The 22,007-nt window shown below is 60.4% G+C and carries 20 protein-coding genes; 16 read left to right on the forward strand and 4 right to left on the reverse strand.

Going from position 1 to position 22,007, the window contains the following annotated elements:
- Nucleotides 1-75: 75 nt before the first annotated feature.
- Complete coding sequence (locus J3474_RS17810; protein WP_207095070.1) at nt 76-1,860, reverse strand: thiamine pyrophosphate-requiring protein; 1,785 nt, start codon at nt 1,858-1,860, stop codon at nt 76-78.
- Nucleotides 1,861-2,003: 143 nt separating this feature from the next.
- Here J3474_RS17810 and J3474_RS17815 point away from each other — a divergent pair, with 143 nt between their 5' ends.
- A complete protein-coding gene (locus J3474_RS17815; RefSeq protein ID WP_256437849.1) occupies nt 2,004-2,366 on the forward strand; it encodes a sensory rhodopsin transducer in 363 nt (120 codons plus the stop codon).
- A 7-nt stretch (nt 2,367-2,373) separates the two neighbouring features.
- Here the strand turns inward: J3474_RS17815 and J3474_RS17820 are convergent, their stop codons facing one another.
- Nucleotides 2,374-3,603 (reverse strand): alpha-hydroxy acid oxidase, encoded by a 1,230-nt coding sequence (locus J3474_RS17820; protein WP_207095072.1) that lies wholly within the window; start codon nt 3,601-3,603, stop codon nt 2,374-2,376.
- Nucleotides 3,604-3,726: 123 nt separating this feature from the next.
- On the opposite strand from J3474_RS17820, the gene J3474_RS17825 reads away from it, so the two are divergent.
- The 12 genes from J3474_RS17825 (at nt 3,727) to J3474_RS17880 (ending at nt 15,349) form a co-directional block, all read left to right on the forward strand.
- Nucleotides 3,727-4,386 (forward strand): cytochrome c3 family protein, encoded by a 660-nt coding sequence (locus J3474_RS17825; RefSeq protein WP_242528469.1) that lies wholly within the window; start codon nt 3,727-3,729, stop codon nt 4,384-4,386.
- A 14-nt stretch (nt 4,387-4,400) separates the two neighbouring features.
- Complete coding sequence (locus J3474_RS17830) at nt 4,401-7,259, forward strand: TAT-variant-translocated molybdopterin oxidoreductase (protein ID WP_242528470.1); 2,859 nt, start codon at nt 4,401-4,403, stop codon at nt 7,257-7,259.
- Between the two features lie 98 nt (nt 7,260-7,357).
- Nucleotides 7,358-8,572: an NrfD/PsrC family molybdoenzyme membrane anchor subunit gene (nrfD, locus tag J3474_RS17835; RefSeq protein WP_207095074.1), complete on the forward strand. Its 1,215-nt coding sequence runs from the start codon at nt 7,358-7,360 to the stop codon at nt 8,570-8,572.
- Nucleotides 8,565-9,110, forward strand: a complete 546-nt coding sequence (locus tag J3474_RS17840) for a DUF3341 domain-containing protein (RefSeq protein ID WP_207095075.1) — start codon at nt 8,565-8,567, stop codon at nt 9,108-9,110. Before nrfD ends, J3474_RS17840 begins: the two co-directional genes overlap by 8 nt.
- A 50-nt stretch (nt 9,111-9,160) precedes the next feature.
- Complete coding sequence (locus J3474_RS17845) at nt 9,161-9,628, forward strand: cytochrome c (protein WP_207095076.1); 468 nt, start codon at nt 9,161-9,163, stop codon at nt 9,626-9,628.
- Entirely contained in the window at nt 9,615-10,652 is a 1,038-nt protein-coding gene (locus J3474_RS17850; RefSeq protein ID WP_207095077.1) for a hypothetical protein, read from the forward strand. Before J3474_RS17845 ends, J3474_RS17850 begins: the two co-directional genes overlap by 14 nt.
- Nucleotides 10,649-11,047 carry a hypothetical protein gene (locus tag J3474_RS17855; RefSeq protein WP_207095078.1) on the forward strand — a complete coding sequence of 133 codons (399 nt, stop codon included), beginning with the start codon at nt 10,649-10,651 and terminating at the stop codon, nt 11,045-11,047. Before J3474_RS17850 ends, J3474_RS17855 begins: the two co-directional genes overlap by 4 nt.
- Before the next feature lie 14 nt (nt 11,048-11,061).
- Nucleotides 11,062-11,826 (forward strand): SCO family protein, encoded by a 765-nt coding sequence (locus J3474_RS17860; RefSeq protein WP_207095079.1) that lies wholly within the window; start codon nt 11,062-11,064, stop codon nt 11,824-11,826.
- Nucleotides 11,823-12,791: a cytochrome c oxidase subunit II gene (gene coxB / locus J3474_RS17865; RefSeq protein WP_207095080.1), complete on the forward strand. Its 969-nt coding sequence runs from the start codon at nt 11,823-11,825 to the stop codon at nt 12,789-12,791. Before J3474_RS17860 ends, coxB begins: the two co-directional genes overlap by 4 nt.
- On the forward strand, nt 12,788-14,461 hold the full coding sequence (locus J3474_RS17870; RefSeq protein WP_207095081.1) for a cbb3-type cytochrome c oxidase subunit I: 1,674 nt from the start codon (nt 12,788-12,790) through the stop codon (nt 14,459-14,461). The genes coxB and J3474_RS17870 overlap by 4 nt, the downstream gene beginning before the upstream one ends.
- Nucleotides 14,454-15,077 (forward strand): cytochrome c oxidase subunit 3, encoded by a 624-nt coding sequence (locus J3474_RS17875; RefSeq protein WP_207095082.1) that lies wholly within the window; start codon nt 14,454-14,456, stop codon nt 15,075-15,077. Before J3474_RS17870 ends, J3474_RS17875 begins: the two co-directional genes overlap by 8 nt.
- Before the next feature lie 2 nt (nt 15,078-15,079).
- A complete protein-coding gene (locus J3474_RS17880) occupies nt 15,080-15,349 on the forward strand; it encodes a cytochrome C oxidase subunit IV family protein (RefSeq protein WP_207095083.1) in 270 nt (89 codons plus the stop codon).
- Nucleotides 15,350-15,355: 6 nt separating this feature from the next.
- Here J3474_RS17880 and J3474_RS17885 read toward each other — a convergent pair whose 3' ends face one another.
- The gene (locus tag J3474_RS17885; RefSeq protein WP_207095084.1) at nt 15,356-17,170 is read right to left on the reverse strand and encodes a glycoside hydrolase family 15 protein; all 1,815 of its coding nucleotides are present in this window, start codon (nt 17,168-17,170) and stop codon (nt 15,356-15,358) included.
- 213 nt (nt 17,171-17,383) lie between these two features.
- Here J3474_RS17885 and J3474_RS17890 point away from each other — a divergent pair, with 213 nt between their 5' ends.
- A complete protein-coding gene (locus J3474_RS17890) occupies nt 17,384-17,863 on the forward strand; it encodes an MgtC/SapB family protein (protein ID WP_242528471.1) in 480 nt (159 codons plus the stop codon).
- 39 nt (nt 17,864-17,902) lie between these two features.
- Here the strand turns inward: J3474_RS17890 and J3474_RS17895 are convergent, their stop codons facing one another.
- Entirely contained in the window at nt 17,903-18,199 is a 297-nt protein-coding gene (locus J3474_RS17895; protein WP_207095085.1) for a hypothetical protein, read from the reverse strand.
- A gap of 299 nt (nt 18,200-18,498) precedes the next feature.
- On the opposite strand from J3474_RS17895, the gene J3474_RS17900 reads away from it, so the two are divergent.
- Together J3474_RS17900 and ligD are read left to right on the forward strand one after the other, a co-directional pair.
- Nucleotides 18,499-19,377, forward strand: coding sequence for a Ku protein (locus J3474_RS17900; protein ID WP_207095086.1), 879 nt, complete (start codon nt 18,499-18,501; stop codon nt 19,375-19,377).
- 53 nt (nt 19,378-19,430) lie between these two features.
- Nucleotides 19,431-22,001, forward strand: a complete 2,571-nt coding sequence (ligD, locus tag J3474_RS17905; RefSeq protein WP_207095087.1) for a DNA ligase D — start codon at nt 19,431-19,433, stop codon at nt 21,999-22,001.
- The last annotated feature ends 6 nt before the right edge of the window (nt 22,002-22,007 follow it).

Raw genomic sequence — 22,007 nt, forward strand, 5'->3', positions numbered from 1 at the left:
CGGCGAAGACGGATGTCCCCAAAATCGCCGCACCGCTAGCCAAGAGCCGCGATGACGCAATTGTGCCAACGTCGCTCATTTGCTGCCGATTAAGTCTGCTGCCATTTGTTTGAGACTGCCCTTGATCATCGAGCCTTCCGCAGGATCGCCCTTGGCTACTGCAAACATGAAGCTCTTGGCCTGCTTCAAAGTGATATGTGGTGGCAGTGGCGGCACTTCTGGGTCGGACTTTACTTCCAGAACGACTGGTTTGCGCGCAGCCAAGGCACTGTCCCAGGCACTTCCCAGCCTTTCCGGATCGTCGACAAAGATGCCGTCTAGCCCGATCATCTGGGCGAAGCGATGATAAGGGACATCGGGCAGCTTCTGGGTCATTTCGGACTTGGGATTACCTTCCATGACTCGCTGCTCCCATGTGACCTGATTCAAGTCCTCGTTGTTGAGTACGCAGACGATGAAAGTGGGATTGTTCCACCTTTCCCAGTATTTGGCGACCGTGATGAGCTCTGCCATATTGTTCATCTGCATGGCGCCATCGCCGACACAGGCGATTACGGGTCGGTCGGGAAAGGCGAACTTCGCCGCAATGGCGTAGGGGGTCCCCGCACCCATCGAGGCCAGACCGCCGGACAGCGAACACATCATGTCGCGCCTGATCATGAGATCGCGAGCATACCAGTTCGCAGCAGAGCCGGAATCGCTGGTTATGATTGCCCGTTCGGGCAGGCGCGAAGAGAGTTCGGTGAAGATGCGTTGCGGATTGACAGGATTAGCCTTCACCTTGGCGCGGGCCCGCAGCGTGTCCATCCACTCTGCCTTCCAGCCGGCGATCTTCTTGCGCCATGCACTGTCGGTCTTGGGTTCGATGAGGGGAAGGAGCGCCTCGATCGTGGCACCCACATCGCCTTCCAGCGGGACTTCCATGGGATAGCGGATCGAGAGCATTCCTGGGTCGATGTCTATCTGCACGCCGCGAGCTTGACCTTCCTCGGGAAGAAATTCCGAATAGGGGAATCCCGATCCCAACATCAGGAAGGTGTCGCATGCCTTCATCATTTTGTCGCTCGGCTCGGTTCCTAGCAGACCGATTGAACCCGTCACCCAATCGAGGTCATCGGGAAGGGCCTGCTTGCCCAGCAGCGCCTTGGCCGCGCCCGCGCCAAGCTTGTCGGCCAGCGAAATAACTGCATCTTCTGCGCCGATCGCGCCGGCGCCGACCAGGATTGCAACCTTCTTGCCGGCATTCAGGACGTCCGCCGCACGCTTGAGATCGGCCGGTTCGGCAACCACTCTGGGACGGGTATATCCCACTCCCGAGAACACCGAGCCGTGGGCGCGAGCCGGATTTTCCATGGCCTCTTCCTGCAGGTCGTTGGGCACGATGAGGGCGGTCACGCGGCGACGTCCAATGGCGATGCGCACGGCCCGATCGACCAGATGACGCACTTGTGACGCGGTCGCGGCGTAACCGGCGAATTCGCCGGCGACATCCTTGAGCAGCGATTGCAGGTCGAGCTCCTGCTGGTAGTGCGAGCCAACAGCGGTGCGCGCCTGCTGGCCGACGATGGCGAGGACCGGCATGTGATCCATGCGGGCATCGTAGAGGCCAGTGACAAGGTGAGCAGCACCTGGCCCCGATGTGGCAAGGCACACCCCCAGCTCGCCTGTGAACTTGGCATGCGCGGATGCCATGAACGCAGCCATTTCCTCGTGACGGGCCTGAACGAATTCGAATTGGTCCTGCATCTGGTCAAGCGCTCCGACCAGGCCGTTGATGCCATCGCCGGGATAACCGAAGATGCGCCGCACCCCCCATTCGTGCAGTCGTTGCCAGATATATTGCGATACCGATTGCGCCATGACGGGGAACTCCTCTTGCGGATCAGTTGTTGCCCCCCTGACACCGCCGCGCTGGGCAGGTCTTGCTAAACCAACGGCTGCGCCGCGCGTGCGTTCCAGAATGGATCCGAAAAAGTGGAGATAGGCACATGGAGGCTATCGGAATGCGCCGTTGGGCGATCGCCGAAGGTTATATTCCGTCTCGCAGCATGACCGATTCCGACAAGGCGCTGATCAGTCATGAGACGGCTTGCATCCTCAATTGCGGGGACGAGCCGGCACATGTGACGATTACCGTGTTCTTCTCGGATCGCGAGCCTGCGGGGCCTTATGCACTGACGGTCGCACCGCGGCGCACCGCGCACTTGCGCTTCAATGATCTCGAGGACCCCGAACCGGTGCCGCGCGATACCGATTATGCCAGCGTTATTGAAGCGGACGTACCCGTGATCGTACAGCACACCAGGCTCGACAGCCGCGAGGCCGAAATCGCATTGATGACGACTATGGCATTTGCATTTCGCTAGTCTGCCTTCAGGCGCTGATAGCTGCGGCTGGCCGCAGACTGTCCCTCGAGATGTTGACGAGTTTTTCGACGCCGATCTGTCCAAGTTCGTTCAATATTTCGTCCTCCAGCACGTCGAGCGCCTTACGCACTCCGCTTTCGCCGTAGGCACAAAGCCCGTAAAGCGCGGCGCGGCCTGTAAGTACGCCATCGGCGCCGAGCGCCATGGCCTTGAGAATGTCGGACCCGCGTCGCACGCCGCCTGCCACGTAGAGCGCCTTGTCCGCGCCCAAAATTGTGCGCGCTTCGGGCAATGCGTCCAGCGCGCCGATGGACCAGTCGGACTGCCGCCCGCCATGCGTCCCAAGGATCACACCGTCCGCACCGCTGTTTCGGGCAGCTCGGATGTCGTCGGGGTGAAGCAGTCCCTTGATAAGTAGTGGACGCTTCCATCGATCGCGAATGCGCGCCACGTCATCCCAGTTCAGTGACAACGGCATCTGGCTGCGGATCCACGATGCGCTCTCGAAGAAGCTGCGATTGTTCTTGGGAATGAAGTCGATGACGTTCGGGAACGTTGGCATACCCGCCCGCATCGCTGAAATAGCCCAGCGCGGATGGCGCGCGGCATTAAGCATCGAAAGCGGACGTGGCAGCCCCATGGGACCACGCTGGCGCCGGTCCCATTCGCGCATGCCGAAAAGCTGCGCATTGACGGTCAGTACGAGGGCCTCGCAGCCGGCGCATTCCGCCCGGTCGGTCAAAGCGGTCCAGATCTCTTCGCCGCCGAAGACATAGAGTTGCCACCAGTGTCGCAGCCCGGGGATCCTTGCGATATCCTCCATGGGCTCGTTGGACATGGTGCTCTGAATGAACGGCACCCCGAACCGGGCGGCCGCGCGGGCAAGGGCGCTGTCCGCGCCCAGCATGTAGAGGCCATTGAGCCCCGTTGGCGCAATCGCAAGCGGCAGACGCGATTCCTGCCCTAGCAAGGTGCCGCTGGCGCTGCGATGCGAGACGTCGCGAAGGAAACGTGGAACGAAGCGCCACGCGGCATAAGCATCGCAATCGCGAGAAAGCGAGGCTTCCTGCCCGGCGCCTCCTTCCAGATATTCCAGCACGAAGCGGGGCATCAGACGGTGGGTCCTGGCGCGCATGTCTGCGATCGACTGGACGCGATCGGGTTTGCCTCCGGCGTACCAGGCTCGGCGCGGCGTACCGATGAATTGTGCTGTATGTTTTTCGTAGCGATGCTGCATGTGATCTTTTCCGCGCTTGTCAGCCCCGCATGAACGGAACGATGCCGGAAGGGATCATGTTCCTGCACATCGGCAGGGAACCTCTTCAGGGGATACAAGTTAGCACCTGCAAGGGGATGCAGATTGCAGATATTCTCGCCGTCAGCGGACACATGGCTTCGTGCCGGACTTCTGGGCATCGCCGTCCTGCTGCTGGCCGCTGGGCTGATGGTCGCCGGATATGTGAACTCCGGCTATGCCAATCAGGTCGGCTGGTTTCAGGATCAGCAGGTCCCCTTCAGTCACAAGCATCATGTGGGGGAATTGGGTTTGGACTGTCGCTATTGTCATAACAGCGTGGAAACGGCGGCGAACGCCGGCCTGCCCTCCACGCACGTCTGCATGACCTGCCACTCGCAGATATGGACGGGTGCGCGAATGCTAGAGCCCGTGCGCCGGAGCTATGCGGATGGCACGCCCCTGCGTTGGCATCGCGTGGCCCAATTGCCGGACTACGTCTATTTCAACCATTCGATCCACATCGATCGCGGCGTTGCGTGCGTCGATTGCCACGGACGCGTCGACAAGATGCCGCTCACCTACCGGGCAAAGGCATTTCAGATGAAGTTCTGTCTGGACTGCCATCGCGATCCGGTCCGGCACTTGCGCCCTCGCGACCAGGTGACCCGAATGGACTGGAGCGAATGGACGCCGCAACAGGCGGACCGTTTCGGCAAGACTGCGATGGCGCATTTCCATATCAGGCCTTCGCGACTCGACAATTGCGGGATCTGCCACCGATGAAACGGTCCCCTGAGATGAGCGAGCGGAATCCGAAAGGATCGACTGCCAAGACTTATTGGCGCAGCCTGGAGGAGCGCTTCGACGCACCTGCGTTCCGCGCCCGAGTGGCACAGGAATTTCCGGCGCTTGCGCGCCGGCAACCGGATTTTGACCGGCGTGCTTTCTTCAAATGCTTGGCAGGCGCAGTCGCGCTTGCCGGTCTCGATGGCTGCGAGCGGCAACCCGCCGAGGATTCCTGGCCTATGCCTCGCATGCCCGAAGGCGGCACGCCCGGCAGTGTGCGTTACTACGCTTCGGCGGTGGAGCTCGACGGCGTGGGCCAGCCCATCATAGGCAAGTGCCGCGATGGGCGTCCGATCAAGCTGGAAGGCAATCCGGATCACCCGGCCAGTGCGGGTGCCACCGACGCGTTCACCCAGGCCGCGCTGCTGGGGTTGTACGACCCGGACCGTTCGGCGAGCCCGCTGAAGGACGAAACCGTTGCCGATTGGGATGACGTGGGGGCCATGATGCTGGTCCTGCGCGAGAAGCTTGACGCGACTACCGGCGAAGGCCTGCGTTTGCTCACCGGCCCGATCGGCTCGCCCACGCTCCTGCGCCAGATAAGGCAAATGAAGCAGCGTTGGCCGGCAATGCGATGGCATGTCCATGAGGCGTCCGGCCTGGCCGGGAATGCGGACAGGGTCTTGAGGCTGGAGACTGCGCACGCCGTGGTATGTCTCGATGCCGATCCGCTTGGCAACGGTCCGCACCAGACCTGGCACGCGCAAGGCTGGGCAAAGCGGCGCCGGGCGTTCCAGGCGGGCGAAGGCAGTGCGCTCCTTCTGGTTGCCGAGCCGACGCCAACCCTCACGGGCGTCGCCGCGCAAGAGCGTCTCGTGGCAGGTCATTCGCGGATGGAGGCGCTTCTGACGGCGCTCGAGGCAAAGCTTGGCGGGAGCGTCGCCGGACCTACCTTGTCGCGCGAAGAGTCCGATTGGATCGAAAAGGCTACCCGTACTTTGCAGGAGCAACGCGGGCAGGGACTGCTGCTGGTCGGTGCGCATCACAGCGAGCCACTTCGGCGCCGCGCCGATGCCATTAACGCTGCATTGGGTAATCGGGCCTCACAAGGTAGGGCGGGTACCCCTGGCATTGCCCCCGATGGCGATCTTGCCGCGCTCGTAGCCGACATGCAGGCGGGAATTGTGAAGACCCTGCTGACGCTCGAAACCAACCCGGCGTACAGTGCGCCAGCCGACAGCGGCTTTGGGGCTGCAATCCAGCGAGTCCCATTGACTGTCCATGGCGGCCTTTATCGTGATGAGACGGCAGAACATTGCCAGTGGCACTTGCCGCTGGAGCACGCGCTCGAAAGCTGGAGTGACGTGCGTTGCGCCGATGGTTCGGTAAGCCTCGTACAACCGCTCGTGCGTCCTTTTCTCGACGTGCGCTCGCGTCACGAAGTCCTGGCCATGTTGATGGGGGATCAGACATCCGCTCGGGATCTCGTGCGCTACACCTGGCGTGACCGTTGGAACGGGGACGAGCAAGGCTGGCAAAAGCTATTGGTCTCCGGCGTCATTCCGGACAGTCGCCCCTCTCTCGCAGCGCCCGCCTCGACGCCCGGTGCGTCGCCCATGCCGCTACCGGCCCGACATCCGGACGGCGGGCTGGAGGTCGTCTTCCGACCCGATCCGACGGTTTACGACGGGTCACTTGCCGAAAATCCCTGGCTACAGGAATTGCCCAAGCCACTCACAAAGCTGACCTGGGACAATGCGGTGCTCGTTTCTCCGGCTATTGCCGCCGAGTGCGACCTTGCCAACGAGGACATAGTCGAACTGACGATAGGTCCGGCGCGGGTGACGGGCCCGGCCTGGATCGTACCGGGCCAAGACGTCCGAACTATCGTGTTGCACCTTGGCTATGGCCGGCGGGCGGGTAGTGAAATCGCGCGTGCGAGCGGCTTCGATGCTAATGCGCTGCGCACAATGGCCGAGCCGTGGCACCGCAATGGCGCGAAGCTTCGCAAAACTGGAGAAACCCGGCGCCTAGCCTGCACCCAGACACATTGGGCGATGGACGGGCATGACTGGGTCCGCGAAGTGGAACGACCGGGGGAAACCCTTCCCGAAAAATCGGAGAAGGCGAACTTCTATCCGCCGCAGCCCGCGAGGTCCGACGAGCCTGCCTGGGGTATGGCGATCGACCTCGACCTGTGTATTGGCTGCAACGCCTGTGCCACGGCCTGCGTGGCTGAAAATAACGTGCCCATGGTGGGCAAGCAGCAGGTAGCGATGGGGCGGGAGATGCACTGGCTGCGCATCGACCGTTATTACACAGGCCCCGTCGAAGCGCCCGAACATCGTTTCCAGCCGGTGCCCTGCATGCATTGCGAGGATGCGCCTTGCGAGATGGGGTGCCCGGTGAATGCGACCGTTCATAGCCCCGATGGTCTTAACCTGCAGGTCTACAACCGCTGTATCGGTACCCGAACGTGCTCTGCCTTTTGTCCTTACAAAGTCCGGCGCTTCAACTGGTTGGACTACACCCGCGATGCCGCACCGGGGATCGAGGCGCAGCGCAATCCGGATGTGACAGTGCGCGACCGCGGCGTGATGGAGAAGTGCACCTACTGCATCCAGCGTATCTCGCAGGCGCGGATCGAGGCGGACAAGCAGGGCCGCACCATCGTCGACGGTGAAGTGCGAACCGCCTGTCAGCAGGCCTGTCCGACCCAGGCGATCGTCTTCGGCGATATATCGAATACGGGCAGTGAAGTGTCCCGCCGTAAACACGACGTTCGCGACTACGCCCTGCTCGAAGAAACCAACACGCGGCCGCGCACGACGTATGGCGCACGGATCAGAGCGGGGGAGGGCAAGGCGTGACCAAGACTTCGCGATACCACCGAATCACCGGCGAAGTCGTGTCGATTCCGCGCCACTTTCCGGCGCCGAGACTATGGCTGGCGATGTTCGCGGGATCGTTGGCCTTGCTGATGCTCGGAGCGGTATCGCTTGCAGTGCTGCTGGTGCGCGGGCCGGGCATCTGGGGCAACAATATCCCCGTCGGTTGGGGTTTTCCGATTGCCGGTTACGTTTGGTGGTTGGGCATAGGCCATGCCGGCACGCTGATTTCAGCCATGCTTCTGCTGCTCGCGCAACCCTGGCGCAATGCCCTCAATCGCTCTGCCGAAGCGATGACGCTGTTCGCGGTTGTTTGTGCCGGGCTTCTGCCAATCTTGCACCTAGGACGGCCGTGGTACTTCTACTGGATGGCGCCCTATCCGAACACGATGGGGATCTGGCCGCAGTTCCGCAGCCCACTTTCGTGGGATTTCTTCGCCGTCACCGTTTACCTGATCGTATCGGTGATGTTCTGGTACATCGGCATCATCCCGGACCTGGCTTCGGCGCGGGATAGGGCGAAAAAACGCCGCTTCCAGATCTTTTACGGACTTTTGGCGCTGGGCTGGCGCGGTTCCGGTCGGCACTGGTTGCGCTGGCGACAGGCCTATCGCCTGACCGCTGCGCTGGCCGTGCCGCTTGTTGCGCTGGTGACGGCGTCTTACGCTTTGCTGTTTGCCGGCGGGCCGATCCCCGGCTGGAACAGCACGGTATTTCCTCCGTACTTCCTCGTCGGCGCGGTATTTTCCGGGTTCGGTGTCGTGGCGATCCTGGCATCGGCGCTGCGCAGCTTGCTGGGTCTCAAGGATCTGATCCAAGCGAGTCATCTCAACCGGCTCGGGCAGATGCTGCTGGCGACCGGCCTGATGACGGCCTACGGCTATCTCGCAGATGCGTTTACCGCGCTCTATGCCGGGGGCTACGAACTTGAGACCCTGGGGGACCGCCTGTTCGGGCCTTACGCCTGGAGTTATTGGGGCGCAGTCATCCTTAACTTCGCTCCGCTGCAGTTGCTGTGGTGGAAGCGTTTCAGGCAGAGTCCATTGACGCTCAGTCTTTGCGGCCTCTGCGTGGCCGTCGGTATGTGGCTTGAACGCTATATGCTGGTGATCACCGGCTTGTACCGGGACTGGCTCGATTCTTCGGTTAACCTGTTTCACTCGAGCTTCTGGGATTGGGCTTTCTTTGCCGGTTTTGTCGGTCTTTTCCTTTCCGGTATGCTGCTTTTCGTACGGCTGTTGCCGGTCATTTCTGCCTTCGAGGTAAAGGAAGAAGTGGAAGCCGGACATGGCTGAAAAGCGCATTCCCTACGCCGTTCTCGGCGAATTTCTCGAGCCCGAAGCTCTGCTCGCGGGCGTCAGGACCTTGCGTTCGGACGGCTGGAATATTGAAGTGTTTTCGCCATTCCCGCTGGCAGGCATGGGTGAAGCTCTGGATTGGCGTGAGAACAAGGTGCCGCTGGCCTTCCTGATCTGCGGCTTGACAGGCGGCCTCGCAACTTTCGCAGTCGAGGCCTTGGGGAACTACGACTATCCGCTGGACGTGGGCGGTCGCCCGCTGGTCGCCATGCCCGCATTCCTCTTCGTTGCGCTCATCATGGCGATCCTGGCTGCGGTTCTCGGGGGCATCGCGGCGATGTTCGTGGCCGATCGGCTGCCTCGCTTGCACCATCCGCTGTTCGATGCAGAGAGGTTCCATCTTGCCAGCGACGACCGGTTCTTCCTCGCGGTAATGCTGCGCGGCGGCAGCGTCGATCCGAAGGACGCGCGAGCCGCACTATGGCGATTGCAGGCGCGTGACGTCACCGATGTCTGCGAAGGAGAGATCACTTGAGGTTGGTCGCGCTCCTTGGTTGCATGGTTCTCGCGGGATGTGGCCGCAATATGGTTCAACAGCCGCGCTACGATGAATACGAACGTGGTGCGCTGTTTCCGGACCATATGGCCATGCAACTGCCGCCTGATGGGGTCGTCGCTCGCGATGCATTGGAACGAGTGGCCGCCACGCGCCGCCCGCCAATGACGCTGGACCTTGTCGAGCGGGGCAAGCAGCGCTTCGAGATATTCTGTGTGCCCTGTCACGGGCACGACGGCTCCGGCGACGGGATCGTCCCGGCAAGAGGCTTTCCGCATCCGCCTGACTTGCGCGCGCGGAGACTTGTCGAAGCGCCCGATCGTCATTTCTATCAAGTCATCACCCAAGGGTATGGCGCCATGTATTCCTATTCTGACCGGGTTCCGCCGCACGACAGGTGGGCGATTGCCGGCTATGTGCGCGCGCTCCAGGGGACTGGCCTTGCTCCGGAGGCGGTCGCCACAGACATGCAGGGAGTCGATCATGCGCATCGCTGACTTGTTTAGGGATTTCGGCCTGAGCGGGTTCGGTTTGGCCGGCGTTATGGCCGCGGCGGCCTGTGTCATCGTCGCTCCGGCGGACGCGCTCACAGGTTGGCTGACTGCGGCGGTACTGCTTCAGTCCGTACCCTTCGCCGCGCTGCTTCTCCTGGCGATGATGCGTCTCATACCCGGAGCTTGGGAAGGCCAGTTGCGCACCTCTTGTGACGCGGCAGTAGGACTCTGGTGTCTTTCCGGCTTGACCTTCATTCCGGTATTGCTGGGAATGGGGGCAATCTATGAGTGGATGCAGGTCCGGCCAGAGAGTGCATTCGAGGCGGTCTGGATATCGCCGGTCTTCTTCGTTGCGCGCACTCTGCTCTGGTTCTGCGCGCTTGCATGGATTGCTCGCAAGCTTGTTGGGGGGAAGGCATCGGAAGGAACTGCGGCGTTTGCCCTGATTATGCTGGTCCTTGGAGGATCATTGCTGGCAGTCGACTGGTTCATGTCGCTCGATCCTGCTTTTCACTCGTCGGGATACGGGCTCCAGGTCATGACTTTGGAAGTCGGCGCGGCTTTTCCCGTTCTCTTGGTCATCCGTGCGGCGCGCAACGATCCGCCCGATCGGCCCGGAATTCTGGGAGGACTTCTGATCGTGTTCCTGCTGCTCTGGATCTACTTCCAGTTCCTGACCTATCTCGTCATCTGGTCGGGTAATCTTCCCGACGGAGCCGAGTGGTATGCCAAGCGGTCGACCGGCGGTTGGCGATGGGTCGCCCTGACGTCAGGGCTGTTGGGGGGGCTTCCGCTCCTCGCCCTGTTGCATCCGTATGTGCGCACGTCGTTTCGTGCCATTCTCGCCATTGCGGTTCCCGTGTTCGTGGGTAAGTGCCTCGAGTTCGCATGGCTGGCACTGCCAGGGCGAGGACCAATGTCGATTCTGGCGTTCGCTCTGGCACTTGGCGGAATGGGCTGCTTGGCTGCCAACTATCTCACGCCCGGCCCGCGTTGGCGAAGGGCGTTGCGCAATTCCGTGTCATGATCCGGGATCTTCATCCTCATACCAGACCGCAGCGCACGCGCGATGCCAACGCCGTATCCCAAGAGGCGCGCGCTTGCGGTTACGAGCCGCAGGACTGGCCCATGCGTGCGGTGTGGAAGGGTGCACCGGTCCTGTTCGTCCTATTGGGGCTCGCGTTGCTCGGCATGGGGGCTCTGATGCACGAACTCTCGCCACGCCGTCAATTCATAAGCGCTGCAGAGGCTTCCCGCAGACTCGATCCGCCCGAGCCACGACTTAGTCCGTACCAGGAGGCCGAGCGCAAGCTGGCCGCCACGCGCCAGATCGATGCGCTTCACCGTGCGCCGGTCCCTCTGAGCCGGGCCATGGCTGAAGCCGTGCGGCGTGGCTGGCGGGAAGAGAGGGGGACGCGGTGAAGGCGTTTGCGTTCTTGATCCTGGCCATGCTGCTGATGGGCAAGGGAATGCCTGCGCAAGGCGCGTCTCCATTCGATCCCTTCGGCGTTGCGCGGATCGATCAGCGCCCCGGCGCGCAGGTTCCGCTCGATGGTCCCTTTCAGGACCAGTCGGGCGAGAATGTGACGTTGCGCGGGCTCGCCGCGGGAAAGGTGCTGGTGGTCGTGCCGGTTCTACATGATTGCCCGAACATCTGCGGTGTCACGCTTGCAGGAATAACTTCGGCGGCAGCCCGTCAGACAAAGTTCAAGGCAGGCCGCGATTTCGTAATCGTCGCCTTCGGCATCGATCCCAACGAGGCACAGACTGACGCACGCAGCAATCTTGAGCGCCTACGCAAGCAGGTGCCGGAAGGCGAGGTGCAACCTGTGGCCACGGTGGGAAGCGCGGTCCATATCCACGCGGTTACCGATGCGCTCGGGTACCACTACGCCTTTGACCCCCGCATTGGCCAGTACGCGCATGCCGCAGCCAGCGCTGTCCTGACTCCCGAGGGAAAGCTTGTGCGTTGGCTTTACGGTCTCGATCCGACCCCCCAAGAACTGGCCGACGCCCTTGACAAAGCGAAGGCGGGGCAGACTGGCGGCTTCGTGCAGCAACTGATCCTGCTGTGCTACCACTACGACCCGAAGACCGGCACCTATTCTCTCCTGATCGACAGGGTCATGCGGTTTGCCGGAATCGCTACGGTTTTGGGAATTGCCGGGCTCATCCTGTGGTTGCGAAGGCGCAAGGCATGAGCGGGTCGATCCTCCTTTGGCCACCGGCTGCGAGTGCCTATGCCCGCCAGGTCGACGTGCTGATCGGCACATTTGGGGCACTCGTCGTTCTACTTTCAGCGCCGGTCTTCGTCCTGATGATCGTCTGGGCCTGGCGCTATCGCAAAGGTCGACGTGCTGATCGATCGCCGGGCCGGAATCGCAACATCTGGCTCGAAACGAGTTGGTCGGTGATCCCGTTTCTATTGATCCTGGGCTTTTTCTTCTGGTCGTCTGCGATGTTCCTTTCCGTCCAGACGCCTCCTGACGACGCACTCACGGTCAATGTCGTCGCCAAGCAATGGATGTGGAAGTTCCAACATGCCGGCGGAGCGCGGGAAATCAACGATCTGCATGTTCCGGCAGGCCGACCGGTACGCCTGACCATGACCTCACAGGATGTCATCCATAGCCTGTTCGTGCCCGCCCTGCGCATCAAGCAGGATGTTCTGCCCGAACGCTATACCCAACTCTGGTTCAATGCAGACCACCCGGGAGTCTACCCGCTGCGCTGCGCCGAATACTGCGGCACCGATCACAGCGAGATGATCGGACGCTTCATTGTCCAGCGGCCACAGGACTATGCCCTTTGGATCAGCCGGATGGGAATGGACGAGGGGCTCGCCAAGAGTGGAAAGGATCTGTTCAACAAAGTGGGATGCAGCGGCTGTCATGGTCCGGCTTCTCCGGTCCATGCCCCGAGCCTCGACGGTCTTTATGGCTCCGTAGTCGCGCTGGATGGAGGGCGGACGGTACGCGCCGACGGCCAGTACCTGCATGACAGTATCATGTTGCCTAACAGCCAGGTCGTCGCGGGATACAAGCCGATCATGCCGGCCTTCGGCAATCTGCTCGACGAGGAGGAGGTCCTGCAACTCGTGGCCTATCTCAAGTCCCGCAAGAGCGCGACCCCATCGTCGGGTGAAATCGGCGGGGAGCGGCCATGAACGAGCGTACCTCTCAAGATGCGATCCCCAATACGGTAGAAGAACGCGCCAGCTATCTTAATGCCAGTCAGGGCCTGAAATCCTGGTTGCTCACCACGGACCACAAGCGCATTGGTCTGCTCTATCTTTTCTCGATCACCTTCTTCTTCGTGATCGGGGGAAGTGCCGCCTCGCTCATCCGACTGGATCTGCTAACGCCTGCTGGGGATCTGCTCAGCAACGACGGCTATGATCGGGCGTTCTCCCTTCACGGAATCGTCATGGTCTGGTTCTTCCTGATACCGTCAATTCCCAATGTTTTCGGCAACTTCCTGATCCCGATGATGATCGGTGCCCGCGACGTGGCATTTCCCCGCCTGAATCTGGCGAGTTGGTATGTCTTCCTGGTGGGCGGCTGTATTACCCTGCTCGTCGTTGTCATGGGCGGAGTCGATACCGGTTGGACCTTCTACACACCGTATTCCTCCACTTATTCCAACGGCTACGTGATCGGCGCGCTGGCTGCCGTGTTTATTTCCGGCTTTTCTTCGATCATGACCGGCCTCAATTTCATCGTCACCATCCACAAGCTGCGTGCGCCCGGGATGACCTGGGGCAGGTTGCCGCTGTTTGTCTGGTCGCATTATGCCACCTCGGTCATTTTTGTGCTGGCAACGCCGATCCTGTCCATCACCTTGCTGCTTTTGGCGTTGGAACGGATTTTCGGAATTGGCATCTTCGATCCCAACATGGGCGGAGACCCCTTGCTGTTCCAGCACTTATTCTGGTTCTACAGCCATCCGGCCGTTTACATCATGATCCTGCCGGCGATGGGGGTGATCACCGAGCTGATTACGGCCGCCGCACACAAGCGCGTGTTCGGCTATTGGTTCATAGCCTATTCCTCGATCGCGATTGCTGTCATCGGCTTTCTCGTCTGGGGGCATCATATGTTCGTGTCGGGCCAGAGCCCCTACGCCAGCGAAATATTCTCGTTTCTATCGATTGTCGTTGCCGTGCCCAGCGCGATCAAGGTCTACAACTGGACTGCCACCCTTCACAAGGGCGAGATTCTGCTGGACGGACCGTTTCTTTACGCGATGGCCTTTATCGGGCTCTTCGTGGTCGGCGGCCTGACCGGCCTGATGCTGGCGATGCTGGCCATCGATATCCATGTGCACGACACTTACTTCGTCGTGGCCCATTTCCATTACATCATGGTTGGCGGCACAGTCAGCGCCTTCTTCGGCGCGCTGCACTACTGGTGGCCGAAGATCACCGGTCGGCTCTATAACGACACTTGGGCGAGGATCGGGGCGATTACCATCTTTGCCGGATTCAACATGACGTTTTTCCCGCAGTTCCTGCTGGGATACGAGGGGATGCCGCGACGTTATCACGTCTATGCGCCTGAGTTCCAGGTGCTCAACGTCATGTCGTCAATTGGGGCATCGATATTGGCCGTGGGGTATGTCTTCCCGATGATCTACCTTTTGTGGTCGCTGCGCTATGGCAGGCCGGCCGGGCCGAACCCATGGGGAGCGACCGGGCTGGAATGGTCGGTCCCGTCGCCACCGCCGGAGCATAACTTCACCGAGGTCCCCTTGGTCGACGCCGAGCCCTATTGCTATCCGGTGGAACCCGACGATCCCGACCGTAGCGAGCGGCGCGAGGAGGCGATACATGAGTGAGCCTGCACTGCAGCTGCCGTTTGCTCGCATCGCGCGACAGCGCGAGGCGGACCGGCTTGGCATGCTCATTTTTCTGGCCACAGAAGTCATGCTGTTCGGCGGGGTCTTTGCGGGAGCCCTGACCGTGCGGCTGCTCCATCCCGGGGAGTATGTTCATGCATCGCAGCAGATGCACTACTGGCTTGGCGGTATCAACACGGCGGTTCTGCTGACGTCCAGCCTCTTGGTGGCGCTGGCCGTCAGTGCTGTACGAGACGGGCGCGCCAGACTGAGCGGTTGGTTGCTCGGCGGCGCGATCGGCTTCGCCTTGGCCTTTCTCGTTATCAAGTTCACCGAGTACGCCATCGAATGGAATGACGGGGTAGTGCCGGTTTACAGCCCCGCGCACCTTGCCGGAAGCGTGCACGAACTGGTGATGACAGTCTATTTCATCGGCACCGGGCTGCACGCATTGCACGTGACGGTGGGAACGATCCTGCTGGGAACGATGATCTGGCCGCTGGGCGCTGCCCGAAGCGATACCGGGGCGACAACGGTGGGCAATGCGGCGCTTTATTGGCACTTCGTCGATATCGTCTGGATATTCCTTTATCCGACACTCTACCTGGCGCGATGACCATGAGCGATGTTCTTCGCCTCCTTCTGGTATGGGGCGCTCTCATGGGCCTGCTTGCATTGACCATCGGCGCGAGCTTCCTCCCGCTGGGCCCGGTCCTGCCCTTCATTTCCTATGGCATCGCCGCGGCCAAAACCGCTCTGGTCTTCTGGTTCTTCATGGAGATGCGTCGCGAGGACAATCTGGCAAGACTGGCCGCGCTAACCGGGTTCGTCTGGCTGGCGTTGTTGTTTGTGCTTATTTCGGCCGACGTGGTGACGCGTACCACCTGAGCCTGTTCACGCGGCGGTTTCTTTTCGGGCCTTGCGCTCTTGGGATTCCTCTTCATCCAAGAAGAGCCGGCGTGCTGCATTCACAAGGGCAACGTGCGATAGGGCCTGCGGGAAATTGCCAAGCTGACGCGGATTGCCTTTCAGCGACAGTTCCTCCGAGAAGAGGTGCAGATCGTTCCCGCGCGCAAGGATCCTTTCAAAGAGCCGCTCCGCATCATCCTTTCGCCCCTGCAGGTGATAGACTTCGGCGAGCCACAGGCAGGCAGCGACGAAGGCCCCTTCCGAGCCGCCGACACCATCGTCGGTTTCTTGCGGCCGATAACGGCATACCAAGCCATTGATGATGAGGTGCTGCTCGATGGCAGATACCGTGCCGGCCATGCGAGGATCGTCCGCTGCGATGAAGCCCACAAGGGGTAGCCTGAGCAACGCCGCATCGAGGCGCTGTCCGTCGAACTCGGCGGTGAACGTGTTGCGCTCGGAATTGAAGCCTCGCTCCAGAACCATGTCGCGCACGCGGTTCGCCAGATTGCGATAGCGCTCCGAACGCGACTTGTCATGCTTTTCCAGCCAGACCGAGGCTCTGTCGAAGCCGACCCAGCACATGACCTTGGAATAAGTATGATGAACCGGTTTGCCCCGACTTTCCCAGATCCCCGCGTCGGGCTGTTCCCAAACGTTCTCCAGCTTGTCGATCAGCCTCGAGATGAGGTGACCGCCTTGATTTTCCGGGTTGATGTCCTCGGTATGAAATGCCTGAAACAAGGCGTCGATCACTTCACCGAAGATGTCGAGCTGCAACTGGTGTGCTGCGCCATTGCCGATGCGGACCGGTTGGGCGCCATTGAAGCCCTCCAGCCAATCGGCATGCCATTCCGGAGTGCGACGACAGCCATCGACGCCGAAAAAGGGCTGCAGTTCGATCGGGTCGCCGCACACGGCCCGTTGCAGCCAAGCGATCCAGTCCTTCGCTTCTTTCCGCAGACCGACCCTTGTGAGTGCCAACAGGGTGAAAGTAGCATCGCGCAGCCAGCAATAACGATAATCCCAGTTGCGCTTGCCGCCCTCACGTTCCGGCAAGGAGGAACTGACAGCCGCGACGATGCCGCCTGTTGGTCGATGGACAAGCGCCTTAAGAGTAATCAGCGAGCGAATAATCGCTTCACGATACTTGCCGGTATATTCTATTCGGTCAGTCCACTCGCGCCAGGTATCTTCTGTCTCTACCAGCGCCTGTTCTGGGTCGACCTGGCAAGGCGGTTCGTGATTGGAAGCGAACCAGGTGAGGACAAAGGTGGTTTTCTGTCCTTCGGCCACCTTGAACCTGTTTATCAATCTTCGGTCGTTAAAGTCGATCTCAGTGCCGAAGTTGAGTGAAACAGCATTCGGTCCGGCAATGGCGAGTGCTTGGCCCCCATCCTGTTTGGTCACACGCGGGTGTAGTCGCCCATAGTCGAAACGCAGGATCAATTCGCTGGTCAAGGCAACTTCGCCGGAGAGGCCCTCGACGATGCGCACGATGTCAGGCGCTTCTCCACGGATCGGCATGAAGTCGGTGATCCGGACTTTACCCGTGTCGATTTCGAACTCGGTTTCAAGGATCAGGGTATCTTTGCGATAGCGGCGAGACCGAGCCTGTACGTTATGGTCAGGACCCAGCTTCCAGCAGCCGTTCTCCTGGTTTCCGACCAAAGCGGCGAAACATGCTTCGCTATCGAAACGCGGGAAGCAGAGCCATTCGATCGTTGCATCGCGGTTGATCAGCGCGCCGGTTTCGCCATCCGCAATTATGGCGTAATCGTCAATTCGTCGCTGGCTCATAAGTCGAGGCCCTCGATCCTTGCTTTCTATATTACAAACAAGGTGTCAGACGGGGTTCAGGTTCCCACGGTCTCCAGAAAGTCTGGTTCAAGCCGGCGGGAACCATGACTGACAGGATAAGTTTCCAGGATCCACGATGAGCAGCCACTATGACGCCGTCGTAGGATGGCCGGAACAGGTCCTTGTCGGCGGTCCAAATGAAGGTTTGGAGAAATGATCGAACTCAACGCGTCCATGCCGTTTGATGCCATGACCGGGGAAATCATGCTGCGCCTGCTGATTGGTACAGTTGTCGGCATGCTGCTGGGATTCGAACGCGAAATGAAGGATTACGACGCTGGGCTGCGCACGCATGGCTTCGTCGCGCTGAGCGCATCGATCATGACGGTGACTGCACTCGCGCTGTTCTACCAGTTGGGCGGGTCGCAATCGCGACTCGATCCCTTGCGCGTAATCGAAGGCATGGCGGCTGCCATCGGTATCATTGCCGCCGGACTGATTATTGTCCGCGGCGATAACGTCAAGAATCTTACGTCCGCTGCGCATATTTGGCTCACTGCGACGCTCGGGATCGCAAGCGGGGCGGGATTTTATCCGATCGTGGCGCTTGGCACCGCTCTCGCCCTGATCCTGCTCGTACTGGTAGGATTTGCCGAGAGGCGATGGAAGGACAAACGCGGTTCCGACAACTGAGCAGGGTGGGGCCATCGACAGTCTCGAACCGGTTGTCTTTCAGTCGCGAAGCTTGGCTCCGACAGAGATGAGAATTTCGCGTATTTCCTCGGTCTTGGGCGCATCTACATCAACGGATAACAGGATCGATGAGTAAAGAGCTCCATCTTTGCGCGGAGCATCGTGAGATCGCTCATCGGGACTGTCCCCACCCGACGGGACGAGGCCTTCACTGTTTGAACCACCGGCAGGTTCAAGAAAGATGTCGGGGCGGGCGATACCGTACTGCTGGACTAGGCGTTCGGCCGCTATATCGGCATCTGCCCGGGCGCTGAAATAGGCTTCGATTTGCGGCATTCTGCTGTCCTTTCGGCGAAGATCCGCTTCCGAGATGGCGTGTCCAAGTTGCCATCGCTGACCGTGAGTCACGGTAAAGTGTACTGCTTTCATCTAATCAACGGTCCAGGTTGCGCAGGTTTCCCGGTGTAAGGCAGATTATCGCGCATTTCGAACGCCTCAGACGATGCGCTCCGGACAGCCGGGAAACCTCTGTTCAGTTACGGGCAAGTCATGGGCGACTCGAACGGGGCGCTTATAAGCGCCTGCGGAACCGATGCGAACGACAGTTGGTTGTATAGTCAAGACAGGAGGTCTGCATGGCGACACGCGCATATTGGCAGGGCCAGATTCGATTGGCACTCGTCTCCATTCCCGTTGAGATCTATTCCGCAACACGCAGTGGTGCTTCAATCAGCTTTCGCCAAATCCATGAACCCAGCGGTAAGCCAATCCGCTACGAGAAGGTGGTTCCCGGCGTTGGCCCGGTTGACCGCGAGGAAATTCTCAAAGGCTACGAGGTTGAAAAGAATAGCTATGTCCTTCTACAGGAGGACGAGATCGAGAGCGTAAAGGTGGAGAGCAAGCGGACGCTTGAATTGGTCCAGTTCGTCGATTTCGACGAAATAGATGTCCTTTACTATGAGAAACCTTATTTCGTGGTCCCGGCGGACGAACTTGCGGAGGAGGCCTATATCGTCTTGCGAGACGCGCTCGAGGCGGCCCGGAAGGTCGGTCTGGGCCAGTTATCGGTTCGCGGGCGAGAGCATCTGGTTTCGCTGAAGCCTTGTGGTCGCGGGATGGTGCTGGAGACATTGCGTTACGGCGACGAGGTGCGCCGTGCGCAGACCTATTTTCGCTCTATCGGCGAGGACAAGCCCGACAAGGATCTTCTCTCGCTAGCGGAGGAACTGATCGACAGGAAAACCGCTCCTTTCGATGCCGGCGAATTTCACGATCGCTATGCCGCGGCGCTGCAGGAACTGATCGATAAAAAGATCAAGGCCAAGGGCAAACGGGTAGTCGAACAGGTGGAGGAACCTGCTGCGGGGAAGGGAACGAATGTCATCGACTTGATGGCAGCACTCAAGAAATCAGTCGACGCCGAAGGCAAGAAGGGCGGGCCGCAAAAGCGGTCGGCGTCGGGCGGTCGCTCCGCAAGGAAGGCAGGGAACAATGGCGATCGCAAAAGTGCCTGATCGCCTGACAAGGCGCTGTATCGTGACATGGCTCAGAACGGGTATCCGCAGACATGCCTGAAAACAACTTGCTCGAATCCTATAACGCAAAGCGCGACTTCGCGCGGACTCGCGAACCTCGAGGAAAACGCAGCCATCGGCAAGGAAACAGCTTCGTGGTGCAAAAGCACGCGGCAAGCCGGCTGCATTTCGACTTTCGCCTGGAATTGGATGGCGTCCTCAAGAGTTGGGCGGTTACGCGAGGCCCCAGCCTCGACCCGAACGACAAGCGCCTGGCAGTGCGGACCGAAGATCACCCGCTGGACTACGCAGGATTTGAAGGTTCGATCCCCCGGTCAGAATATGGCGGAGGCACGGTGATGATCTGGGACAAGGGAATCTGGCACCCCGTGCCCGGCAAGACTCCAGACGATCTCGAAAAGGGGCACCTTCATTTTGTTCTTGAGGGGAAGAGGATGAAGGGCGAATGGCTTCTTGTGCGCATGAAACCGCGCAAGGGGGAAAAGCGTGAGAACTGGCTTTTGCGCAAAGTCGATGACGATTTCGCAGGAGGTGCGGACGAACTCGTGCGCCGCGAACTGACGAGCGTCGAGACGGGCCGGACGATGCAGGAGATCGGTAGCGGTGCGCACGATGACGCGGCGCGCCAAAATCGCAAGACGACAAGTCTTGAGAGAAGGATGAAGGCGGCGAAGCCCGCTGGCGCGACGAATGGAGCGGCGAGGGGCCCGGTGCCCGGCCGTCGCTCGGATCAGAATGCACGGCGATCGTGTCAGGGATTGCCGGCATTTCGAAAGCCGCAGCTGGCCACCCTGGCCGATCACGTTCCCGATGGACCCGATTGGCTTCACGAGATCAAGTTCGATGGCTACCGCCTGCTCGTTGCAGCCGATGGAAATAAAGTAGCGATGTATACGCGCTCCGGTCAGGACTGGACGGCAAAATTCAGGCCGCTGGGCCGTGCGATAGCTGCCCTCGATTTGCCGTCCTGTCTGATCGATGGTGAAGTCACCGCGCCGGACAAGGGTGGAAACCCGAGCTTTTCAGCGCTTCAGGCCGCGCTCAAGCGGGGAAACGGCGCCCAAACCGAAGCGGACCGGCTGGAATTTCATGCCTTCGACCTGTTAGAAGCGTACGGAAAAGATCTGGCGTCGTACGGCAACCTGGAGCGCAAGGCGCGTCTGGCAGAATTGCTTGCGCACGCTACTCCGCCGGTACGGCTGACCGACCATGTGATCGGTGCAGGAGAGCGCTTGTTCGGGGCCATGTGCGATGCGGGCCAAGAAGGTATCATAAGCAAGCGGGCTAATGGACTATACAGGGGGCATCGGACCAGGGACTGGCTCAAAATCAAATGCACACGTCGACAGGAGTTCGTTATCGTGGGATGGCAACCCAGCAAAGCGCGCGGTCGGCCTTTCGCGTCTTTGTTGATGGCTCAGCATGAGAACGGGAAGCTCATCTACAAGGGGAAAGTCGGAACCGGGTTCGACTATGGCACCATGGCCGAACTGGCCGGAATGTTCGAAGTTCGCAGCCGTAAGACGCCCCCCCTTGACGCGCCCAAGGCGGAAACGTGTCATGCCCGGTGGATCCGCGCGGATCTGGTTGCTGAAGTGGCGTTTTCAGAGTTCACGAGCGAAGGGCGGCTGCGCCACGCATCGTTTCTCGGCTTGCGCAGGGACAAAGCCCCGTGGGAAGTAGTGCCGGAAGCGGCCGTGTCGCTCGAAGACGGCGGCGCAAGTGAAGCCGACGGCGGACTCAAGCAAGTCGGACTCACTCATGGCGAGCGGGTGGTGTTTCCGGATTCCGGTCAGACTAAGCGTGATCTCGCCCAGTATTATTCGACAATCGCGTCGCTCATCTTGCCGCAAATGGCGCGAAGGCCTGTCAGTCTGGTGCGGTGTCCGCAAGGCCGCGCCCGGAAATGTTTCTTCCAGAAGCACGATAACGGCGGCCTCGGCGAGCATGTGCACAAGCTGGAAATTCATGAAAAGTCCGGGAAGTCGCAACCGTATCTTTACATCGATGATGCTGAGGGCCTGCTCGAATGCATCCAGATGGGAACGATCGAATTCCATGCCTGGTCATGCCACTGCGATTTCGTGGACCGGCCCGATCGCATGATCTTCGACCTCGATCCCGACGAGGATCTCGAGTTCAAGGAGGTCACGCGGGCCGCAAATGATATCCAGGAACAGCTTGCCCACATGGGCCTGATCAGCTTTGCGATGTTGACCGGCGGTAAGGGCATTCATGTCCTCGTGCCCTTGCGGCGGGGGCATGAGTGGAACGTACACACGGATTTTGCCCGTCGTTTTGCGCAGGCATTGAGTGGTGCGGAGCCGCAGCGTTTCACGGCGACGATGGCTAAAGCCAAGCGCGAAGGGAAAATCTTCATTGACTGGTATCGCAATCAGCGCGGAGCTACTGCGGTGGTTCCCTATTCTGCCCGCGCCCGCACTGGCGCACCTATCGCTGCTCCGGTGACCTGGTCTGAATTGCGCAATATGAAATCCGCCGCGGCCTTTTCGATCGATGATGCGTCAACGCTTCTCGAACGGTCGACTGGCGACGAATTGGCCGGCTGGGGCGTTGCGGATCAGGGGCTGCCCGACCTTTGAATCCTT

The organism is Novosphingobium sp. PY1, from assembly GCF_017312445.1.
GTDB lineage: Bacteria > Pseudomonadota > Alphaproteobacteria > Sphingomonadales > Sphingomonadaceae > Novosphingobium.